This window comes from Bacillus sp. SIMBA_074, from assembly GCF_046534555.1.
Taxonomy (GTDB): domain Bacteria; phylum Bacillota; class Bacilli; order Bacillales; family Bacillaceae_G; genus Bacillus_A; species Bacillus_A mycoides.
This window is the reverse complement of record NZ_JAWRYM010000004.1, coordinates 153,520-172,446: the sequence shown is the minus strand read 5'-3', so window position 1 is coordinate 172,446 and position 18,927 is coordinate 153,520. Positions and strand designations below refer to the sequence as shown.

Sequence of the window (18,927 nt, the reverse complement as noted above, 5' to 3'; positions counted from 1 at the left end):
TCAGTTTCCCCCTATGCTACTTTTCTACTATTTGTAGTAGCTCCACTTTTTTTACTTGTCATATAAGAGATTGCTAGTACAATCACAGTTGTAATAATCACATAAATAAGTGCTGAATTTTGTTTTCCTTCAAATACAACTTGATGGAATAATCCTGCAAGTGATCCACCTAGAATTGGACCAACTACTGGGATCCATGCATACTTCCAGTTTGAACCGCCCTTTCCTGCAATCGGAAGGAAGAAGTGTGCAATACGCGGACCTAAATCACGAGCCGGGTTGATTGCGTATCCTGTTGTTCCACCTAATGATAAACCAATACTTACAATTAAGAAACCTACGATAAATGGATTTAAACCATCTGCAAATTTATTTGCTCCAATTGCTAATATACCAAATACTAAAACGAATGTTCCAATCATTTCACTTAAAAGGTTTGTAAATGTGTTCGGAATTGCTGGACCTGTTGCAAATACACCTAACTTTGTTCCTGGATCTTCTGTTTCTTTCCAGTGTGGTAAGTAGTGTAAATATACAAGAACAGCCCCGATAATTGCCCCAATCATTTGTGCTGCGATATACATAGGTACATCACTCCATGGGAACGCTCCCTTAAAAGCAAGTCCTATCGTTAAAGCTGGATTCAAATGTGCCCCACTAATTGATCCAACTGCATACGCTGCCATAGCAACCGCTAGACCCCAACCCATTGTAATTACAATCCAACCAGAATCTTTCGCAAACGATTTCTTTAAACTTACACCAGCGCAAACGCCGCCACCAAGTAAGATTAACAATGCAGTCCCTATTAATTCCCCTAAAAATGCTGACATAAAATCCCTCCACAATCAATTTAAATGCTTTCGAAAAGTGATAGAGGTAAAATGAATGGCCATTCGTTTTTTTTCAAAAGAAAAAGATCCACAGCTTACATGCTTCTATATAATATATATAGAAACAATAAAATGTGGATCTCTTCTTTTCTCCGTCACGTTTATTAACTTGTCTATAATGTTAACCCTTAATGAAAGCGGTGTCAACAGAATTTTTTCACATTTTCGTCACTTTTTTTGGTAATGTTTCCATAATTCTTTTTTCGATGTCGTAATTGCTGTCGCACCAGCATTTAACGCTCTTTCAACGTCTTCTACCGTTCGAATAAAACCACCTGCTAAAATTGGTACACCTGTACGCTCTTTCACCTCAGCAATGACACCCGTTAACGCACCAGGAAGCACCTCTATATAATCCGGCTTCGTCTTTTCTAGCAAATTACAGCTCTTTTCCATTGCGCTAGAATCAATTAAAAAGATGCGTTGAATGGAGACGACACCTTTTTGCTTCGCCTTCATAATTACGCTCGCCTTTGTCGATAATAACCCGTACGGTTTATATTCTTGGCATAAAAACTCCGTCGCATGCCCATCACTTTGTAATCCATGGATCAAATCCACATGTAAAAATACTTTTTTATTATGCTGCTTCGCGAGCGATACAACACTCTTCAATTGACCGACATGAATATCTAAAATAACAATATACTCATACGAACTATGTAATAGCTTCTCCAAATCTTTAATTTGCCTCACTGCCGGCAAAATCTTTTGCTCATGAAATTCCATTCTAAACGTCCCCTTCCTATCTATCCTTTATAGTACACAATTTGGGTGAAAAGAACAGCTAGTGTAGGGGATTTCTTACAAATCTTTCTCTTATCTATATATTTTCTTCAATTTATCAGAAACCGTACCACCTATAATCATTAATAGGAGCGGTAAAAAATTCATTACATATGGTGCGTCTGCAACAATTGTAATGCTTGTTCCTGCAAACTTATTTAACATCCATATACCGATTTTTGTAACAAACAAAAATACCCCCAACATAAATAGACTATCAAAAAACACCTTCCATTTTGGATACGCTAATTGTTTACTATCTTCAATTACTTTCTGCGTCAACTCTTCATCACTCCTCAATAACTCATCAATTGTAATACCGAACAGATCACTTAAATGAATAATAATTTCAATGCTCGGATAGTTCTTTCCCGTCTCCCATTTCGAAACAGACTGCCTACTTACATGAATTTTTTCAGCCAAATCATTTTGCGACCAATTTCTTTTTTCCCTTTCTTCTTTTAAACGTTCACTAAAAATCATACTGTGTTTATCACCTCTCTATGTCTAGTATGGTCAAATAAATGATGAAGAGTAAAGCTAGTTATCGTTGCGTAACCTGTGCAACTTGTGCGTTACATCTAAAAATGACGCTATGTATCATGTCGATTTCATATATTTTTCTTCTATAATAATTTCCCGAACAATAAAAAGAAGAGAAACAAAATCCTTTTCTCTTCTTCAAACTTTTTCTATTAAAGCAGCACCGAATCCTTATCACTATCCTGATTACCCTCCTTATCATTCTCCAGAAAGAAAATCGTTTTGTTGATTTCTCAACTTATACTAATATGGATAGCGCCAGGGAAATTAATGAAGAAATACAATTAGAATGAACAAAAAACCCTGTAAAATTTATTACAGAGTTTTTTGTGCCAATTCTTTATTGTTTTGCATAACGAATACGAACGTTATCGTCCATATGATAAATTTGTAATGTGTTTCCATCATAGTTTTGTAATTTATACATCATACTATCATTTGTTAGCTTTACTTCTTGACCGTCTTTAACTGCTTTTGTTACTTTTAAGGATAACTGGAATGACGGAACATCTACCGCATATGTTCCTGTTAAATAGTTATCTTTATTCGGATAAGAACCATTCGCATAGGACTCAAATGTTTTATCACCTTTTAGTACTAACGTAGTTTTTATGCCACTACCGTAATCAATACCCCAGTTACCAATAATCTCAGTCCCATCTTTGATGTTCTTCTCCATGTTTCCATAACTAATTCCTAACTCTTCACTTGTACCAACTGTACCTACAAATACCCCCGTTTTAGCTTGACTTTTATCTGTTTGAGCCTGACTATCAGTAGTTGGTTTTGTCGATGTAGAACTACTTGTTGTACTAGTAGATTTTTCTGTGGCTGTATCACCTTTTATTTCGGATCTTAACTTATCGAATGTAGGTTTCCAAATACGTTTTGCTTCCTCTAGTTTTATATTTGCTTTATTTAAGATTTCCTTATCAGTCTCTAAGCTGAAGCCTTTATCGTTGAATAACTTCTCTATTTCACCGAATGTCTCTCTTAGTTTACCTGTCGCTCTTTCAATCTCTTTTTGGTCTTCTTTATGTTTTGGCGGTGCGGAAATCTTCTCTATCTTATCAAATACTTTATAGATGTCTTTAATACTATCTAATACCTCAGCTTTTGATTTACTTCCATTTCTCAAATCCCTTACAGAAGCATCATAGTAATCAAATCGTCTTAACATATCCTGTTCAATGTCTAATAAATATTGTGCATAATCTTCATCTAAAACTCGAACCTTTTGAACTTCTTTACTTTCTTCTTTCGAATTAATTGATGTTTCTTTCGTTTCAGAAGCCTTAGATTTACTCGTTTCTTCTGTCTTTTCTTCTTTATTTACCGAATCTTTTACTGTAACACAACCACTTAATAACAAAGCAACTGGAACTGCAGCCGCTATTAATTTCTTCACTTTCATACCTCATACCCCTTTAAGTCATTTATTCTTAGTTGGTTTTACTACCGATACTCTTCGCTGCTTCTTCAAACAGTTTTGAACCTTCTTGTGCTTTACTTACTGCTTGATGCATTTTACTCTCGTCTTCTTGATCCAATGCATCAAAGAGAAGTTGAAAACAATCCGCATACAGTTCCATCGATTGCTTTATCTTCGCCTGTTCTCCCTGTAATTCAGGAGGCGCTTGTAGATTCTTCAGTTTCGTTGCAGTTGCCTTTGCTCCACCTAAACTCAGTTGTACTTCACTTTTCTTCTGTTTGTATGATTTTACGTCTGAATCTGCTATTCCTTCAATTAATTTCATTGTATCTTCAATTTGAGTGGCACTGTTTATAATATCTGCCTTGTATCTTTCAACATCTGAACCAGTTACCTTACCAGTTGAAGAATTAGAAGAAGAACTTTGTTGACTACTTGATGAACTACTGTTTGTATCTTCACCTTTCGCTACAGATAAGCTATCCTCTTTCTTGCTATCAGTTGACTTACTCTCTTTCTCTACCTTTTGCGTTTCTTCTTTCTTTGGTTCAGCTTTCTTACCATCAGTTTCAATTGTAATACAACCACTCAATAACATAACTGGTAACGCTAAACTTACTAATTTCTTTGCTTTCATGATTACTAATACCCCTTTATTTGTAAAATTCAGTGCAAACAAGTTAATATACTTAACTAATAAATTCCCCCCGAATAATTTATTAGAATCTACTATCCATAGATTTCCTGTATATTCATAATCTTTCCATATATATCATTTTACAGAGAATTACATATTTGGTCAAAGGGATTTATGAAGTCTTCACAGGGGAATTTACTAAACAAAAAGAAATTTTATTCACAAAGAAAAGAAGCTAACAATAAATTGTTAACTTCTCAGCTGAAAGTAAAATATTATCTTTCCTTATCTTCTAATATCTAGGTTGTGATTGAATATTTGTAAGATGAGTATCAAACATATCAATTATTTCAAGAAATCTATCAGCTTCACGGAAAACATGGTCTGCTAATAATGGATGAATGATACTCTTTATTTTACATTGCTCAATTAAATCACGTGCTGTTTTCTTAAAATCCCGAAGAGATGCAACCGACACACGATTTTGATCTAAAAATTGATCTAAAAGTGGGACTGTTTGAGATTGTGGTTTCATAGATTCTAAGTCAATTGCTTGATACATCAATTCATCAAAATCATTGCTAAAATTCCGCGCTGTGTCTACAAGCTTTCTTTCCGATGGATCAAGAAGATGACCAATAAATTTAGCATGGTCTGCCATAATCCTTAAAAAGAAAACATTTTCTTTAATAATAGCATCAGGAAGAGCATCTAATTTACCTTCGTTTAATTGTATTAAACGTTTTCTAAAATAATCAGCTTCCCTACTCGTATGGTCAACTAACAATGGAAAGTTATTTTGTCCTGGCAATTTACATGTGAGAATTAATCCTAAAATTTTTCGTTTAAATCCCCAAATATTAGTTGCGGCTTGTTGTACTTCTGAATTAAATCTTTTTATTTGCTCAGGATCTGTTTCATTTGTATAGGAATGCGCTATTTGTTCGATATGTTCAAACAATCGATAAAATTGATTAGCCTCTTCGATTAGTTGAGTATCCTCACATCTAAACCCTAAGCGAAGAAAAAAAGAATGCTCCTTCATGATTCTAGACCAAAAACGAATTTCATTTAATGAACGCTCAACAAACATTACAGATGTAACACCTGTATCAGGATGTAATGATGTTTCATCCCTATGCATTGTTAATCCCCCCCAGTAAATACTGCGCTAGTTCCATTCTTATGAGTAAAAAAATATATAAATACCATCAATAAAAGTTCATGATGAATATTGTATACATGTAAAGTTAAACTTATATAACCTGCTCCCCCAGAAGAAAAAGGCTATCACCTATATATAAAATTCTACTAGGTGATAGCCTTTCAAAATTTCTATTAAAGCAATACCGAATCCTTATCAGTATCCTGATTCCGTTTCTCTCGTTCTTCTTCTAAGCGCTTCATATATACTTCGCCTTCTTTTTCGATAAAATCATTATCCATCTCTTGCTCTTTTTTCGAAGTATATAAAACCATGTAGCCACTCAATACGATCCCAATGATTACAAGATAAATCCACCATGGTAAAGTTTCCACTTTCGTTCATCCCTTTCCTTAGACAAGCCTTATTAGTTTCACTTTATGAGGAAAGAAGTGGATTTATGCTTAAAATTTTATTGTGGATTCTTCGCGAAGAACGCTTGTACATATTCCATAAACTCTATTGGTTCCTGGCGAAACGGTGCGTGGTATCCTTTTTCAATGATATGGAACGTACTATTTGCAAATAGTTCATGATACAGTTCACCATTTTTCCAAGAAACACTCTTATCGTGTCGTCCCCATATAATTAAAGTCGGTACCTTAATTTTATCTGCTTCCATCGCAATGCGGCGCTCTCTCATTTTCGTAAGCTGATCATAATGCTCTTTATCATCGCGACTATTTTTCACTTCATTTTTATTATAATCCGTAATCTCTGTTACAGTTTGTAAGTCTGTCGATAGTGGCGGCACTTCATAACTTTCTTTTTGCTGGAAAGACTCTATCCCTGTAGAATCCGCTAAAACGAGATGCGTTACTGCATCCGGATATAAATACGCTAAATTTAGAGACATCTCTCCGCCCATCGAATGACCAAGTACTGCGAATTGATCATATCCGAGTTTCTTCATTAACTTATAATATAAATTTACTTGCGCAGGAAACGAATACTGAAAATCAACCGGCTTAGAAGAACGCCCAAACCCTAAAATATCAACCGCAATAATCGTATGATCCTTTACAAGTTCCGGATAAATATCACCAAACCCATCTGAAGAACCACCAAATCCGTGAAGCATAAGTAAAGGCGGTTTCCCCTCACCAATTTGCTTAAAATAAATCGTCTGCCCATCAATCTGCGCCATACTCTCTTTCGTATTCAGCCTCATCATCACAGTATCTTTCACTTCTTCAACCTTCGCAATCGGCTTATCAACGAAGTTACATACTATTAATAAAACAAGAACAATACCGCTAATCATATAAAACTTAAACCGTTTCAAAATCCCCGTCTCCTTTCTCATGTTGCTATTTAAAGGTTTTACATTATTTGGTTGTTTTATGTTCTTTTTTAATTGTAACCACTTTAGTTACAATTATATTAAAAAAATATAACTCATTTCTATTAATGATGGTTATTTTGTAACTATTATAGTTACATATTTAAAGTAAGTCAATTCTTTTCTCTACATGGCCAAAAAATAAAGAAAGGACTTCCATGTGAAGTCCTTTCTTTATTTTTATTATAGTTGGCTTACTCCGCCGCCGTCGCCTTTATTATCTGCTGGTGCTCCGCCTGTATCTCCAATGTTAACGTAGTCTGGTCTTGCTGGCGCTCCTCCAGTATCCCCTCGAGTAGCGTATTGATTGGATTCAGTAGAACTGTTTAAACCTATCGCTAAAGTCCCCAAAAGTGCTAGTCCAGTTATTACTCTACTAAGTTTTTTCATTATTTCAAAGCTCCTTTTTCTAAATATTTTTTATTCGCTTTATTATTTATATAAAAATATTTACTTGCTTTGATATGATTATCTTCTTCATAAAATTGCATTGCTAATTTTTCACTGTATTCTTTTACGCACTCTAACATATTTTTACTTTCAAAGTACGAAATTCCTTCTAATATAATTCCCTCCATTTCATTCGCATTAGAGCCCTTATTCAATTCTTCCAGTATCATAAAACGATATTGAAATTCTTTATTTTTTAATTCATTACATATTTCAATTCCCATTGCAATGTATTTTTCTGCCAACTCAGTTTTACCCAATTTACAATACTCTTCAGCCACTGTGAAAATCGCTTTATAATGTTTAGGTAATTTCTCGGCAACTTCAGAGGCATGACGAATTGCTAAATCAGATAGATTTTGAGTACCATATAACCAACCTAAATTATTTCTAATCATCAGAACGTACTTTCTATGATTTACTCTTTGGAACACATCTAAAGCAATATTAAAACTTTCTTCTGCTAATTCAAATTGCTTTAATTCCACGCAACATAAACCATATATATTTTCACATAGTGCAATATTAATTTGATAACCAGGATGATTTACAAATTCTTCTTTTGCTTTTTGAATATGGTGAATAGCTTTTACTTCCTGGTATGTATGATAGTAAAATTCACCTAAACGATAATTAAATTCTGCTTTTTCACAAGGATTTTGAATATATTTTAATAATATTTTTGCCTGTTCAAATTCTTTACTAGCTGCCTCATAATTTTCAATCATTCTAAAATAAAGTGCTTTAAACAAATGATAACAATAAGCTAGCATACCTTCTTGCGGAGCTTCAAAAGATTCTACTTGATTAAAACTATCATCTTTAACGGAAACCCAATCATTCAAAACTTGATATCTAAAGTTCAATAACGCATGATAAAGCAATACATCCTGATCGACTTCCAAACCACTAATCTTACTATCAATCTCCTCTTTCATTTCCGTAGCTTTCTCTATATGTTGCTGCAACATTACACGATACCAATCATCTAAAGAATGTTTCATTTGCTCCTTCGTTACTACATCTGCTCCCATAGCTTCGCATCCCCTTTTCTCCAAACTTACAAAATTAGGATATTTATACAATTATCTAAATTGTATATTATCACCTCTTTTCTATGTATTGAAAAATAATTGTCAGAAAATTTATAATTTAAAAGCATTATACCAAATATTTCTATTTCGAAAACTTGAGAAACATTTGTCAGAAAACTTTGTAGACCAAATAAAAAAGCAAGCAATTTCAGCGATTCGCTAAAACTACTTGCTCTTCTACTTACTATCTCTATTTTTACTCTTTAATAAATTCCTTCGTACTTCTCACTGTATCAATTGGACGAACTAATTTTTCAATTTCTTCACGTTTTGGCTCTAGGAATGGAGGTAAAGATAATTTTTCTCCAAGTGTTTCGTATGGCTCATCTCCCATAAAGCCAGGGCCGTCTGTTGCAAATTCAAATAAAATTTGCGGTGCAACTCTTGCGTATAATGACTCAAAGAAGTGACGATTTACATAACCTGATGAAGGAAGTCCAACGCTACCTATTCTCTCAATCCATTCTTCTAATACCGCACGATCTTCTACGCGGAATGCAGCATGATGCACTGTACCAAAACCTTGTTGTGCTTCAGGAAGAACCGTATTATGTTCTACAATGACAGAGGCACCGTTTCCACCTTCACCCACTTCAAATAAATAGAATTCTCCTTCTTGAGCAATCTCTTTAAATAATAGAACTTTTTCTAGCACCTCTTTGAAATAACTAAAGTTCGCGATACGGATAAATACAGGTCCTAAGCCAGTAATTGCATATTCTAATGGGACTGGCCCGTCTTGCCAAGGTGTACCTGATTCCACGCCTTTATCAAATTCATCTGAGATCAATTGATAGTGTTGATCATCAAAGTCAACGAACGAAAGAGTTTTCTTACCAAATTGCTCTTTAATTCCTGTATGTTCTACTTCAAGACGTTCAAAACGTTTCACCCAATACTCTAGTGCTGCGTCAGTTGGCACGCGGAATGAAGTTTTTGAAATTTCATTTGTACCGTGTACTCCTTTTGGAACACCTGGGAAGTCAAAGAATGTCATATCTGTTCCTGCACTACCTTTATCATCTGCAAAGAATAAATGATACGTTTGAATATCATCTTGGTTTACTGTTTTTTTAACTAAACGCATTCCTAAAACGTGAGTGAAAAATTCATAGTTCTTTTCTGCACTACTTGTAATTGCTGTAACGTGGTGAATTCCTTTTAATTGGTTCATTTTATATTCCTCCAATGGTTTTAAATTTTATATTTTCTCTTCTATTATTTCTCTTCAATAGGTGCTAATTTCGCTTCAATTTCTGCTCGCTGTTCTTCTAAGAACGGCGGTAAATCAAGTTTTTCTCCTAAATGCTCTACATCTCCATCAACTGTAAATCCTGGTCCATCTGTCGCAATTTCAAATAGGATTCCGTTTGATTCACGGAAGTATAAGCTTTTAAAGTAGAAACGGTCGATAATGCCTGAAGAATGGAAACCTTTTTGTATCACCTGTTCTTCCCAATAAGCTAGCTCTTCACTGTTTTTCACGCGAATCGCTAAATGGTGAATGCTACCGCGGCCTGGCTTTTCAGTAGGACCATCTAAATATTTCACAACGATTTCTCCGAAGGCTTCTCCTTTAATAGACTGGAAAATCGCTTCTTCGTCGCTTCGGCTAACTTCTTTATAACCAAATATATCTGTTAATGTATTCGCTAGTTTATCAAGTCTACGCACTGTCATTTCCACTGAACCCATTCCTTGAATTTGATGTTCAGCTGGAACTTCAGATTTCTCCCACGTTTCCCAGTGCTCCACTTTTTCTCCGTTTGAAACGAGTAGCACGAGACGAAGACCTTCCGCATCCTCAAATTGCAAAGCAGGACGATTTGCATATGTTGTCATTTCACTATGTTTCACATCAAATTTCTCAAATCGTTCTTTCCAGTAATGTAAGCTTTCCTCTGAAGGAACGAGTAATCCGATTCGCGTAATTGCATTCGTACCACGGTACGTTTTTCCTACTAAAGGCATTTCAAAAAATGATAGTTCAGTACCTGGACTTCCTGTTTTATCTCCGTAAAATAAATGATACATGGATGGATCATCTTGGTTTACCGTCATTTTCACACGGCGTAAACCAAGCACGTTTTTATAAAAATGGTTATTCTCACTTCCGTTTTTTGTAACCATTGAAATGTGATGATGCCCTTTAATTTCATACATTGATAATTCCTCCGTTTCATTTTACTAGTCAAGTGATAACTAAAAAAATAACATTTCCCACCACTAATATGGTTTTTAGCTTTTCAATTTATTCTCATTATATTTTTGTAAATTCATCTTAGTTTTTACTGAATAAGTTACTTTGTTTTGTAAATCGAAAGCAAGTGAGTGTATGTTTTTCATATGACTCAATCGCTTTCGTTACTATCACTTTACACTTCAAGTGATTAAAAAGCAAGTAATTTATCTCAAATTCGAGATGTTTTTTTATTGCATAAAATTTCGGACTAAAAACACAAGAAATTCTCGGTTTGGAGACATTATAAAATTCATAAGTTGATGGATGTAGGATATCGCCAGCATTAAAAAACACGCTAAGAAGTATGCAAGGTTTTATACAGTTTTTCAGCTAATTCAGTAACAAACAGAAATCTTAAAATCCCCTTCAGGATAGGAATGTATAAAAAAATGTATAGATCCATAGAACGTAAAAAGGAGGTTCCCTTGTGAGAGCAGGGTTCCTCCTTGTCCTTGCTACCGATAATGTTACGTTATATTAACTGAATGCGAATACCATATACATCCAAAAATCATAACAAATCGATTCTCCGAAATGGTACAATTAGGAAAAGGGGGAAAGGATATGTACGATTACAAATTCGTGAAAGTCGAAGTTAATAACTGGAAAGGGGAACCTAAAGAAGATTATAAGCGTATTATTGCCGAACATGCTGAAGACGGTTGGAAATTTGTTCAAATCTTTGCACCATCAATCGCAGGATACGCGCAATATTTTGAGATTATCTTCGAACGAATCAAATAACCCCTTTCGAGAACGAGAGGGATTTGCTTTGAATAACATACAAAAAGAACTGAAATATTTGGGAATCTAATTGTTCTCAATTTAACTTATAAGACAAATAAGCTAATATTAATCAACTTCCAATAACGAGAATTATGTAAATAAGCTGCCCATATGGACAGCTTATTGTATTTTTTCTGAAATGCTGGCGTTACTCAACTAAAAAGTTGATATGCTCCCATTCTAGTGGCAAGATATGTTTTATTAGTTCTTCGTTACACCCATGCGTACTTCTTAACTATTTTATTTCATTTTCAATAAAAAACAGCCCCACTAAGCTTTTAACACTTAATGAGGCCATTCTATTCACACTATTAATTATGGAACGTCGGTTTATAGAACGAACGGTTATCAAGCGCAAAGACACGCTCTGTGTATTCGCCTGGTTTTGTGCGTCCTAATGCACGGTCCATCATGTTCATTTTTGCATCTAAGTTATCGATGTAATGCAGAATTTCTGCTTCTTTTACTAATGGTGGTTTTGGACTACCCCATTCTGCTTTTCCATGGTGAGAAAGGACGATGTGCTGAAGGATTAATACTTCTTCTGCATCGATTTGTAGTTCATCTGCTGCTTTACCAATTTCGTTCACCATGATAGAAATGTGGCCTAGTAAATTTCCTTCTAACGTATACGTTGTAGAAATTGGGCCAGATAGTTCGAATACTTTACCAAGGTCGTGTAAAATAACGCCTGCATAAAGTAAATCTTTATCTAACGATGGATATAGAGCCGAGATAGCTTTCGCTAAATCTAGCATCGATACGACATGGTAAGCTAGTCCAGATACGAACTCGTGATGATTTTTCGTCGCTGCTGGATATTCTAAAAATTCATTTTGATGCTTATTTAACAAATGTCTTGTTAGACGCTGAATGTTTGGGTTTCTCATTTCAAATATGTATTGCGTAATTTTCTCAACCATATCTTCTTTTTTTATTGGAGCTTTTTCTACAAAGTCCGAGATGTCCGTTACTTCATTCTCATTCGCAACACGAATTTGTTTCACACGTAATTGAATACGTCCTTTGTAGTTTAGAATATCACCAGCTACTTTAACGATTGTTTCCGCTACATATTGTTTCTCAACTTCTGGTGATACATCCCATAGCTTCGCTTCAATATCTCCACTTGGGTCTTGTAAGATTACTGTTAAAAATGGCTTCCCATTACTTGCGAGACCTTTTGTCGCTGTTTTAATTAACAAGAAAACATCGACTTGTTCACCAACTTCATATTCTGCAATTTTCTTTTTCATTCGAATTCCTCCACCAAATCAGTTACTTTTAGTATAGCATACTACAACTCATTTTCTTTACGCTTACGTTTTAATTTTATAATCTCATTTTCTGTAAAATACGTGAGTAGATGCGCATGACATGTAAAGAAGATAACTTGTCTATCTTTCGCAATTTCCTTTATAAGTTCAATCGTTCGATTCGTCCTTACCGCGTCAAAATGTACGAAGCTATCATCAATAATAAATGGATAATCATGCTCAAACGTTTTCGCTAGTGCAAATCGTAACGATAAATATAACTGCTCCGCTGTCGCTTGGCTCAGTTCATGACTGTAAAAACGCACACCATCGTTACGTTCAACAATGAAAGGTTCCGCTTCTGACGGTGAGAATATTTTACTATATCTCCCGCCCGTTAAATAAACGAAATACTCTTCTGATTTTTGTAAAATACGAGGCAGATGCACTTCATGATAATATTGCTTCGTTTTCGTTAACACTGTCTTCGCAGCCGCATAGGCGGCCCATTTCTTCACTTGTTCACGCACTTGTGATTTTTTCATTTCCCACTCATGTAGTAAATCACCATACGTACTGCCTTCTTCTAAATTCGCAATTTCTATTCGATGCTTCGCAATACGCTCTGTCAATTCTTTCTCTTGTGCCAGACAGTTTTGCGCGGTTATAATTTCTTGCTTTAATTTTTCTTCGTAACCGTCAGCCTCATAATGTTCAGCTAATGACAAACTCGTTAAGCGCTGTTCTAACAGATCAATTTGAGGTAATAAACGCCCCACTTGCTTATCCGCGTCTTCACGTTTCTCTGCCCGCTTACCTGCTTCTAAAAACATCTCTTCGTCTGTAGATTCTGCGATATGCCATAACCCATCTCGATCTACTAGTAGTTGTTTTAATTGCTCTTGCATGAACTCATATTCTTCTTGCCATTCCGCCAGCTTCTCTTTCAGCTGCTTACAATTTTGGCGCTTCTCTTTTTCATTTTGCATACGACTTTGCGCCTCATGCAAATTCCTATACTCTTTACTACCGATAACAGTTTCTAGTTTATGCTCAAAGTGCGAAATCATTTCATACAATGAAGATTTCCGCTTACTTTGCTTCTCTAAATCACGATATAATTGCTGCATTTTTTCAATACGCTCAAACGCTGGCAACATGTGCGCATACGTATAAAATTCAGGGAACATATAGCGCGTTTTATACGCATCTACTTGTTCTCCCGTACGGAAAGTTTCTCTCTCCCATTCTTCATAAGATGAAACGACTTTATCATAAGCACGTTCCATTTGCTGTAATTTATACGACTCTCGCTCAAATAACTTTCGAATCTCTTCATCTTTTTCTAACTGATAGCGAACCGACATCGCTTCTTCACTTTGACGACCGCCAGCACTTTGCTGAAGAGTAAGAAGCTCTTCTTGTAATCCACCCGAAGGATCTTTATATAAAACGAGTGCAAGGACAATCCCTACAAAAACAATGACACTAATAAATAATAGCGCGCGGTTATCTATAAATAGACTCGTGAATAAAACAAACGTGTTAATAAGAAGTAACAGAAGACAAATTCTTTGCCACTGTTTTTTCTTTTGCATAGCCGCTCCTGCTTTTTCCTCATACTTGCGCTTCATTCTCTCTGCACCCATACCTAAAAATGCCGCATCCTGAAATGATTTTTCTCTCTCAACTAACGTATTTCGTTCTTCATCAGCTAACATTTGCTGACTTATTTGTCTTATATTTTCTTCTTGCTCTTCTAATTGCTCCTGAGCCGTTTTGAAACGTTCATCAAGCTGCGTTTTTTGCGTTTCTAACTCTCTCGCTTTTTGCACCGTTTGTGTAATTAATTCTTTCGTCGCTAAACTTATATCAAATGAAAGAACAGTCTCTTGTTCAAAAGTAGCGCCAATTTGTTGCTGTAGTTCTGCGATTTCTTCTTTTATATTCGCAATACTTCCCGTCATATCACGCATTTCTTGGCGTGCATTTTCATAAGACATATGCTGCATACGAAGTTCTTCTACGTAACTTTCTTTTTGTAAAAATACTTCATCTATTTCTGTGGAATCAATTTCTGATTGCACTGTTTCTATCTTTTTTTGAAGCGAATCTACTTGTACTTGCAGCGGTTCTATCTTTGCCTTTACCGCCTCATAGCGCGCCATCCCATTTACAGGAAACTGCCCGTTCTCGCTTTTCAACACTTTCTCGTGCGCACTCTTTTCAATAACGAGAGGCTCAAGCGCCGCTAATATTTCATAGTCTTGCTTTCGTCTTTCGGCTGACTCTTTTTCCGCACGAACAGAAGCAAGTTTCTCTTCACTTTCTTTTAACTGCTCGACCTGTTTTTCATACGTGCCAATCTTCCCTTGCCACTCTTTCATCTTTTCCTCAATTTTCTTCATCTCTTGCAGTGACACGTTAATTTCAGGATTACGACCACTCGGCTTAAAGCGCTGATTCATTTCTTTTTCTAACTTTTTATCTAACTGCAATAACGCATCACTTCCGACTGCGCTGGCCGAAAATAAATAATTGCCGATATCCTCTTCGCCGAGCTGATGAATATTTTGCAAACCATGCATATCAAATGAAAAAACAGAATCAAATAAGCTTTCATTCACACCGCTTAATATATCGTTTAAAATATCTTCGCCGCCAGTTTTCCCGCCTTCAAAATAAACGGTCACCGCGCCTACTGCCGTCTTTGGCAATCGTTCAATTTTCAAACGGCCGTACTTTTCTGTTTGAACAGTGACCGCTCCGCCATACTTCCCGCCTTCTTTCGGTTCATAACGGCGCTGTCCTCTCGTCGGAAAACCGAATAAAATACTTTTCATAAACGAGCGAATTGTCGATTTTCCCGCTTCATTTTCACCGTACAACACCGTCAGCATTGACAGATCCATTTCCACATTTTCTAGTTTTCCATAGCCATAAATATGGAGTTTTTCAATTCTCATTTTTTATCCCTCTCTTGCTGGAATAATTGCTCTAAAATAATATTTTCCGCTTCCTTTTGAATCTCTTTCTTCTCTTCTTCCGTAAAAGCTTCAATGCTATTACGTGCTACAGGAGATGTCCAAATGGTGCGCAATACTCCGTCCATATTTGTGAAAGCTTCTAACTCTTTCAGCACACTACCGACGAAATGATTTTCTTCTTTCAAACGTTCAATTTCCGCAAAAGAAACCGTCTTATTTTTCCACTTCATCGCATACACAAAGTCTTTTCGCTCTTCTTCAGCTGCTAAAATATGAAAAATCTCTTCCACGCGCTTGTCTTCACGCAAATAAGGAGAAAGTGGCCCCTGTCCTGTAAATACGACAGTTAAAAGCGTGCCTTCCTCTTCTCTTCTGCATTCATTCATCGCAGTTGACGCGCTCGTCATAAGATCATCAACAGTTTCAAGTCCATCGATACTAACTTCAATCTCATCCCACACAACATCCGCCGTATGGAAAAACGAACAATGCGATCCTTGTTTCGTTAACTCGATAAGGTATGCGCCCTTCTCGCCCATTTCCTTACGATGACGACCTTGTATATTACCTGGATAAATAATGTACGGCTCTTCTGATAAAACTTCACGTTTATGTATATGGCCAAGAGCCCAATAATCAAACTGCTTTTCCTTCAGCTCACGAATTTGAAACGGTGCATAGCGATTATGCTCTGCATCCCCTTCCACACTCCCGTGAAGCATTCCAATATGAAAAGGCGCATCACTCATTTTCGTATACTGCGCTGTCATATTATCCGTTACCGCTTGCTGCAAATAACTAAAACCGTAAATAGAAGCTAACAGCTCACCATTTTTATAAAACGACTTCTCTTCTACATAAGGCTCCGTAAACACATGAACATTTTCCGGAAACTCAATTGCCGCCCAGCTTCCTCCTAAATGATCGTGGTTACCGTGAATAATAAAAACGGGAATATCGTACTGCGAAAGTCGCTTCATTTGCTCACGCACAAACACTTGCGCTCTCAAACTTCTCGTCTCCGCATCATACAAATCCCCAGCTAGTAATACGAAATCAACGCGCTCTTGAATCGCTTTATCAACAATACGCTCGAACGACTCAAACGTACTCTGCTTCATTCTCTCCCAAACAGACTGTGATACATTCATTTCCATCCCTTTAAACGGACTATCCAAATGCAAATCAGCCGCATGTATAAACTTCACTTGTTTCACAAATAACGATCCTTTCTTTTTCCGTACTTTACTACGAATAGTAAATCTAGTGCTCATAAAACTTTCCTTTTATTTTACCACGCAATGTCATATATTTCTTTGCATATTCTATTGATTTATGCCAAAATAGTTATAAGATTCTGATTTTAATTATTGGAGGGAATTTTCATGGGAGTATACGTTCTAACAGTCTTTGAAAAAGATGGTTCAAAAGCATTAGACGAATCATTCGAGGCAGCAACTGAAAAAGAAGCGAAAGCAAAAGGTGAATCTATTTTACAAGAAAAAGGATTGTACGAAAAAACACATCGCTGCACATCTTCTGCAGGTAAGCTCGTTTTATTCCAGCGCTAAAAAAAGAAGCGTCATCCGCTTCTTTTTCACTCTACTATATCTTCGTCACACCACGTAAACACCACATCTAGAATGCGATTACCGATACGTACGCGTTTATTCCATTTACCTGTTTGGATCTGATGTTGCAATTCCGCTTTCATCTTTTCCGTCCAGTCGTGAATCGTGTCACTACGGTCGTACGGATATACGCCTGGAAACTCTTCCTGCAGAAGATGCAAGCTCTCTGCATCAAAATGAAAATGGAAGAAGTAGTTTGCTGTAAGCGATGGTTCTTGTAATCGTAAAAAATGATCATCAACTTGCTTTCTATTTCTATAGAAAGTAAAGATATTCACTTTACCGCTCGTAATTTGGTCAATTTGAATTTCGTGCTTCTCTATAATCACGTCTTGCCCACCTCGTTGTATACTATCCTTAGTATATATGTCTTTTGCAACAAAGTTAACCATTTTCGCGCGAAATTCATTTCCTTCATTATATTACCCGTACCTCCAAGTACAATCAGGACAAATAAACAAAGTTGAAGGGGAGCGATCACATGTATTTCGGAAGCAAAGGTTGGTATGTAAAAGAACTTAAAAAATTAGGGATTCGTACTTATGAAGGTAAAAAACTAGAATCTTATCGTACACATATTTTATCTAGTTTACTTGAGAGAATGAAGAAAGCTTCGGCTTAATAGATGTAGGAAGCGACTACGGTTGCTTCCTTTTTATTTAATAAATAAAAAGAAAATCATCATACCTTAACTTTTTATCTTTACCGCTATACTTCCTTGATAGGAACCACCCATTATCAACTGAATCTCTATTACCAAATCCCCTTCCAGATAATCATTCGTATATATTTTAAATTCTCCATACTTATTAACCCGTCCACTTCCAACATACATATCACTACTTGTTATGACAATTGTTGAATGAGGTTCTGCACGGCCCGATACATAATTATCACCATATTCCACAAAATCTATCGTTATTTCCTCATGAATATTACTAACTGAATCTATACATTTCCTTTCATACAAATTAGCATCTAGTTCTTCGGCCCTCGAAAACGCTCGATTGCTGCTAACCTTTTCTGAAGAAAAAGCAAAACTCCCCAGCCAACTAAACCTATAAAATATAGTAATAGGTAGAACCATCTGTGTTAACTCCCCCATTTTTTATCAACTGCAATCTTTAAATGAATTTACAGCAAAACGTTCTATGTTGGGATAAAAGAAAACAGCTTTGATTTTCCAGTCAATTTCGCACTGTTAATTTGTACAGAACACATATAATACAGTTTTTTAGCCCAGATGCAATGACAACACTACACAAAAGGAACCACACTCCATTAAATATAAATCCGCCTTCAAATGTATTAATAATAATTATGTTGCCAATTATTAAGAGAATCCATGAAATGGAATACTGTTTTCCATTTGTAATATATAAAATTCCATCCTCATAACAGACTGTAATTCCCCCAGCTTGCCAAACACCAATAGCAAAAGAAAAAAGCGTAACTGCCAGTAACTCTGCTTGTAAATCCCTAGTCATTGGTTGCGGCGCCATATAAGTAATAATACCTATCATCATTAGAAAAGTTATAATATCTATCCAGTTTATTTTTACTTGTTTGCTTTGCATCCAAATAAAGAAAATTACTACCGAAATTAAAAACAAAGTTGCCATTTAATTATTCTTCTTCCTTTCC

At 35.8% G+C, this 18,927-nt stretch carries 21 protein-coding genes; 3 read left to right on the top strand and 18 right to left on the bottom strand.

Translation table 11 applies throughout. The annotated features are described in order from the left end of the window. Positions 1-11: 11 nt before the first annotated feature. The 12 genes from glpF to SB773_RS07515 all read right to left on the bottom strand — a co-directional run bounded on the left by glpF (position 12) and on the right by SB773_RS07515 (position 10,544). Complete coding sequence (gene glpF, locus SB773_RS07570) at positions 12-833, bottom strand: glycerol uptake facilitator protein GlpF (protein ID WP_002030197.1); 822 nt, start codon at positions 831-833, stop codon at positions 12-14. A gap of 228 nt (positions 834-1,061) precedes the next feature. Next, the gene (gene glpP / locus SB773_RS07565; protein WP_000394293.1) at positions 1,062-1,622 is read right to left on the bottom strand and encodes a glycerol uptake operon antiterminator GlpP; all 561 of its coding nucleotides are present in this window, start codon (positions 1,620-1,622) and stop codon (positions 1,062-1,064) included. A gap of 90 nt (positions 1,623-1,712) precedes the next feature. Continuing rightward, positions 1,713-2,162, bottom strand: a complete 450-nt coding sequence (locus tag SB773_RS07560; protein WP_410589278.1) for a helix-turn-helix domain-containing protein — start codon at positions 2,160-2,162, stop codon at positions 1,713-1,715. A gap of 400 nt (positions 2,163-2,562) precedes the next feature. Then, the gene (locus SB773_RS07555) at positions 2,563-3,636 is read right to left on the bottom strand and encodes a DUF3994 domain-containing protein (RefSeq protein ID WP_289403257.1); all 1,074 of its coding nucleotides are present in this window, start codon (positions 3,634-3,636) and stop codon (positions 2,563-2,565) included. Between the two features lie 28 nt (positions 3,637-3,664). Further along, entirely contained in the window at positions 3,665-4,291 is a 627-nt protein-coding gene (locus SB773_RS07550) for a DUF7018 domain-containing (lipo)protein (protein ID WP_410589276.1), read from the bottom strand. A gap of 292 nt (positions 4,292-4,583) precedes the next feature. Then, complete coding sequence (locus SB773_RS07545) at positions 4,584-5,435, bottom strand: DUF2935 domain-containing protein (protein WP_044444076.1); 852 nt, start codon at positions 5,433-5,435, stop codon at positions 4,584-4,586. A gap of 194 nt (positions 5,436-5,629) precedes the next feature. Further along, the gene (locus SB773_RS07540; RefSeq protein WP_044444077.1) at positions 5,630-5,830 is read right to left on the bottom strand and encodes a sporulation YhaL family protein; all 201 of its coding nucleotides are present in this window, start codon (positions 5,828-5,830) and stop codon (positions 5,630-5,632) included. A 77-nt stretch (positions 5,831-5,907) separates the two neighbouring features. Beyond that, on the bottom strand, positions 5,908-6,780 hold the full coding sequence (locus tag SB773_RS07535) for an alpha/beta fold hydrolase (protein WP_131246040.1): 873 nt from the start codon (positions 6,778-6,780) through the stop codon (positions 5,908-5,910). 240 nt (positions 6,781-7,020) lie between these two features. After that, positions 7,021-7,227: a Phr family secreted Rap phosphatase inhibitor gene (locus SB773_RS07530; protein WP_241875479.1), complete on the bottom strand. Its 207-nt coding sequence runs from the start codon at positions 7,225-7,227 to the stop codon at positions 7,021-7,023. After that, complete coding sequence (locus SB773_RS07525; RefSeq protein WP_241875478.1) at positions 7,227-8,321, bottom strand: response regulator aspartate phosphatase; 1,095 nt, start codon at positions 8,319-8,321, stop codon at positions 7,227-7,229. Before SB773_RS07525 ends, SB773_RS07530 begins: the two co-directional genes overlap by 1 nt. Positions 8,322-8,577: 256 nt before the next feature. Next, positions 8,578-9,555, bottom strand: a complete 978-nt coding sequence (locus tag SB773_RS07520; protein WP_060750217.1) for a ring-cleaving dioxygenase — start codon at positions 9,553-9,555, stop codon at positions 8,578-8,580. 44 nt (positions 9,556-9,599) lie between these two features. Further along, the gene (locus SB773_RS07515) at positions 9,600-10,544 is read right to left on the bottom strand and encodes a ring-cleaving dioxygenase (protein WP_002064094.1); all 945 of its coding nucleotides are present in this window, start codon (positions 10,542-10,544) and stop codon (positions 9,600-9,602) included. 643 nt (positions 10,545-11,187) lie between these two features. Between SB773_RS07515 and SB773_RS07510 the strand changes: the two genes are divergently transcribed. Beyond that, entirely contained in the window at positions 11,188-11,367 is a 180-nt protein-coding gene (locus SB773_RS07510; RefSeq protein WP_000272495.1) for a DUF4177 domain-containing protein, read from the top strand. A gap of 353 nt (positions 11,368-11,720) precedes the next feature. Here the strand turns inward: SB773_RS07510 and yhaM are convergent, their stop codons facing one another. From yhaM to SB773_RS07495, 3 genes are read right to left on the bottom strand one after another with little or no spacing between them, the layout of a single operon-like run. Continuing rightward, positions 11,721-12,665 carry a 3'-5' exoribonuclease YhaM gene (yhaM, locus tag SB773_RS07505; protein ID WP_002150118.1) on the bottom strand — a complete coding sequence of 315 codons (945 nt, stop codon included), beginning with the start codon at positions 12,663-12,665 and terminating at the stop codon, positions 11,721-11,723. 41 nt (positions 12,666-12,706) lie between these two features. Continuing rightward, positions 12,707-15,631 (bottom strand): ATP-binding protein, encoded by a 2,925-nt coding sequence (locus tag SB773_RS07500; protein WP_410589270.1) that lies wholly within the window; start codon positions 15,629-15,631, stop codon positions 12,707-12,709. Continuing rightward, positions 15,628-16,869: a metallophosphoesterase family protein gene (locus SB773_RS07495; RefSeq protein ID WP_410589407.1), complete on the bottom strand. Its 1,242-nt coding sequence runs from the start codon at positions 16,867-16,869 to the stop codon at positions 15,628-15,630. The genes SB773_RS07500 and SB773_RS07495 overlap by 4 nt, the downstream gene beginning before the upstream one ends. A gap of 168 nt (positions 16,870-17,037) precedes the next feature. Here SB773_RS07495 and SB773_RS07490 point away from each other — a divergent pair, with 168 nt between their 5' ends. Further along, a complete protein-coding gene (locus SB773_RS07490; protein WP_000539551.1) occupies positions 17,038-17,223 on the top strand; it encodes a YhzD family protein in 186 nt (61 codons plus the stop codon). Between the two features lie 26 nt (positions 17,224-17,249). Here SB773_RS07490 and SB773_RS07485 read toward each other — a convergent pair whose 3' ends face one another. After that, entirely contained in the window at positions 17,250-17,612 is a 363-nt protein-coding gene (locus SB773_RS07485) for a hypothetical protein (RefSeq protein WP_002064091.1), read from the bottom strand. Positions 17,613-17,764: 152 nt separating this feature from the next. On the opposite strand from SB773_RS07485, the gene SB773_RS07480 reads away from it, so the two are divergent. After that, a complete protein-coding gene (locus SB773_RS07480) occupies positions 17,765-17,905 on the top strand; it encodes a YflJ family protein (RefSeq protein WP_000273535.1) in 141 nt (46 codons plus the stop codon). Between the two features lie 66 nt (positions 17,906-17,971). Here SB773_RS07480 and SB773_RS07475 read toward each other — a convergent pair whose 3' ends face one another. After that, on the bottom strand, positions 17,972-18,370 hold the full coding sequence (locus SB773_RS07475; protein WP_060750211.1) for an Ig-like domain-containing protein: 399 nt from the start codon (positions 18,368-18,370) through the stop codon (positions 17,972-17,974). Positions 18,371-18,470: 100 nt separating this feature from the next. Further along, positions 18,471-18,905 carry a hypothetical protein gene (locus SB773_RS07470; RefSeq protein ID WP_060750210.1) on the bottom strand — a complete coding sequence of 145 codons (435 nt, stop codon included), beginning with the start codon at positions 18,903-18,905 and terminating at the stop codon, positions 18,471-18,473. Between the last annotated feature and the right edge of the window lie 22 nt (positions 18,906-18,927).

Bases quoted from the DNA above. Each gene is read 5' to 3' on its own strand.
- SB773_RS07480 (WP_000273535.1), top strand. From the start codon at position 17,765: ATGTATTTCGGAAGCAAAGGTTGGTATGTAAAAGAACTTAAAAAATTA.
- SB773_RS07555 (WP_289403257.1), bottom strand. From the start codon at position 3,636: ATGAAAGTGAAGAAATTAATAGCGGCTGCAGTTCCAGTTGCTTTGTTA.
- SB773_RS07530 (WP_241875479.1), bottom strand. From the start codon at position 7,227: ATGAAAAAACTTAGTAGAGTAATAACTGGACTAGCACTTTTGGGGACT.
- SB773_RS07560 (WP_410589278.1), bottom strand. From the start codon at position 2,162: ATGATTTTTAGTGAACGTTTAAAAGAAGAAAGGGAAAAAAGAAATTGG.
- SB773_RS07500 (WP_410589270.1), bottom strand. From the start codon at position 15,631: ATGAGAATTGAAAAACTCCATATTTATGGCTATGGAAAACTAGAAAAT.
- SB773_RS07510 (WP_000272495.1), top strand. From the start codon at position 11,188: ATGTACGATTACAAATTCGTGAAAGTCGAAGTTAATAACTGGAAAGGG.
- glpP (WP_000394293.1), bottom strand. From the start codon at position 1,622: ATGGAATTTCATGAGCAAAAGATTTTGCCGGCAGTGAGGCAAATTAAA.
- SB773_RS07525 (WP_241875478.1), bottom strand. From the start codon at position 8,321: ATGGGAGCAGATGTAGTAACGAAGGAGCAAATGAAACATTCTTTAGAT.
- glpF (WP_002030197.1), bottom strand. From the start codon at position 833: ATGTCAGCATTTTTAGGGGAATTAATAGGGACTGCATTGTTAATCTTA.
- yhaM (WP_002150118.1), bottom strand. From the start codon at position 12,665: ATGAAAAAGAAAATTGCAGAATATGAAGTTGGTGAACAAGTCGATGTT.
- SB773_RS07550 (WP_410589276.1), bottom strand. From the start codon at position 4,291: ATGAAAGCAAAGAAATTAGTAAGTTTAGCGTTACCAGTTATGTTATTG.
- SB773_RS07470 (WP_060750210.1), bottom strand. From the start codon at position 18,905: ATGGCAACTTTGTTTTTAATTTCGGTAGTAATTTTCTTTATTTGGATG.
- SB773_RS07545 (WP_044444076.1), bottom strand. From the start codon at position 5,435: ATGCATAGGGATGAAACATCATTACATCCTGATACAGGTGTTACATCT.
- SB773_RS07475 (WP_060750211.1), bottom strand. From the start codon at position 18,370: ATGGTTCTACCTATTACTATATTTTATAGGTTTAGTTGGCTGGGGAGT.
- SB773_RS07515 (WP_002064094.1), bottom strand. From the start codon at position 10,544: ATGTATGAAATTAAAGGGCATCATCACATTTCAATGGTTACAAAAAAC.
- SB773_RS07490 (WP_000539551.1), top strand. From the start codon at position 17,038: ATGGGAGTATACGTTCTAACAGTCTTTGAAAAAGATGGTTCAAAAGCA.
- SB773_RS07520 (WP_060750217.1), bottom strand. From the start codon at position 9,555: ATGAACCAATTAAAAGGAATTCACCACGTTACAGCAATTACAAGTAGT.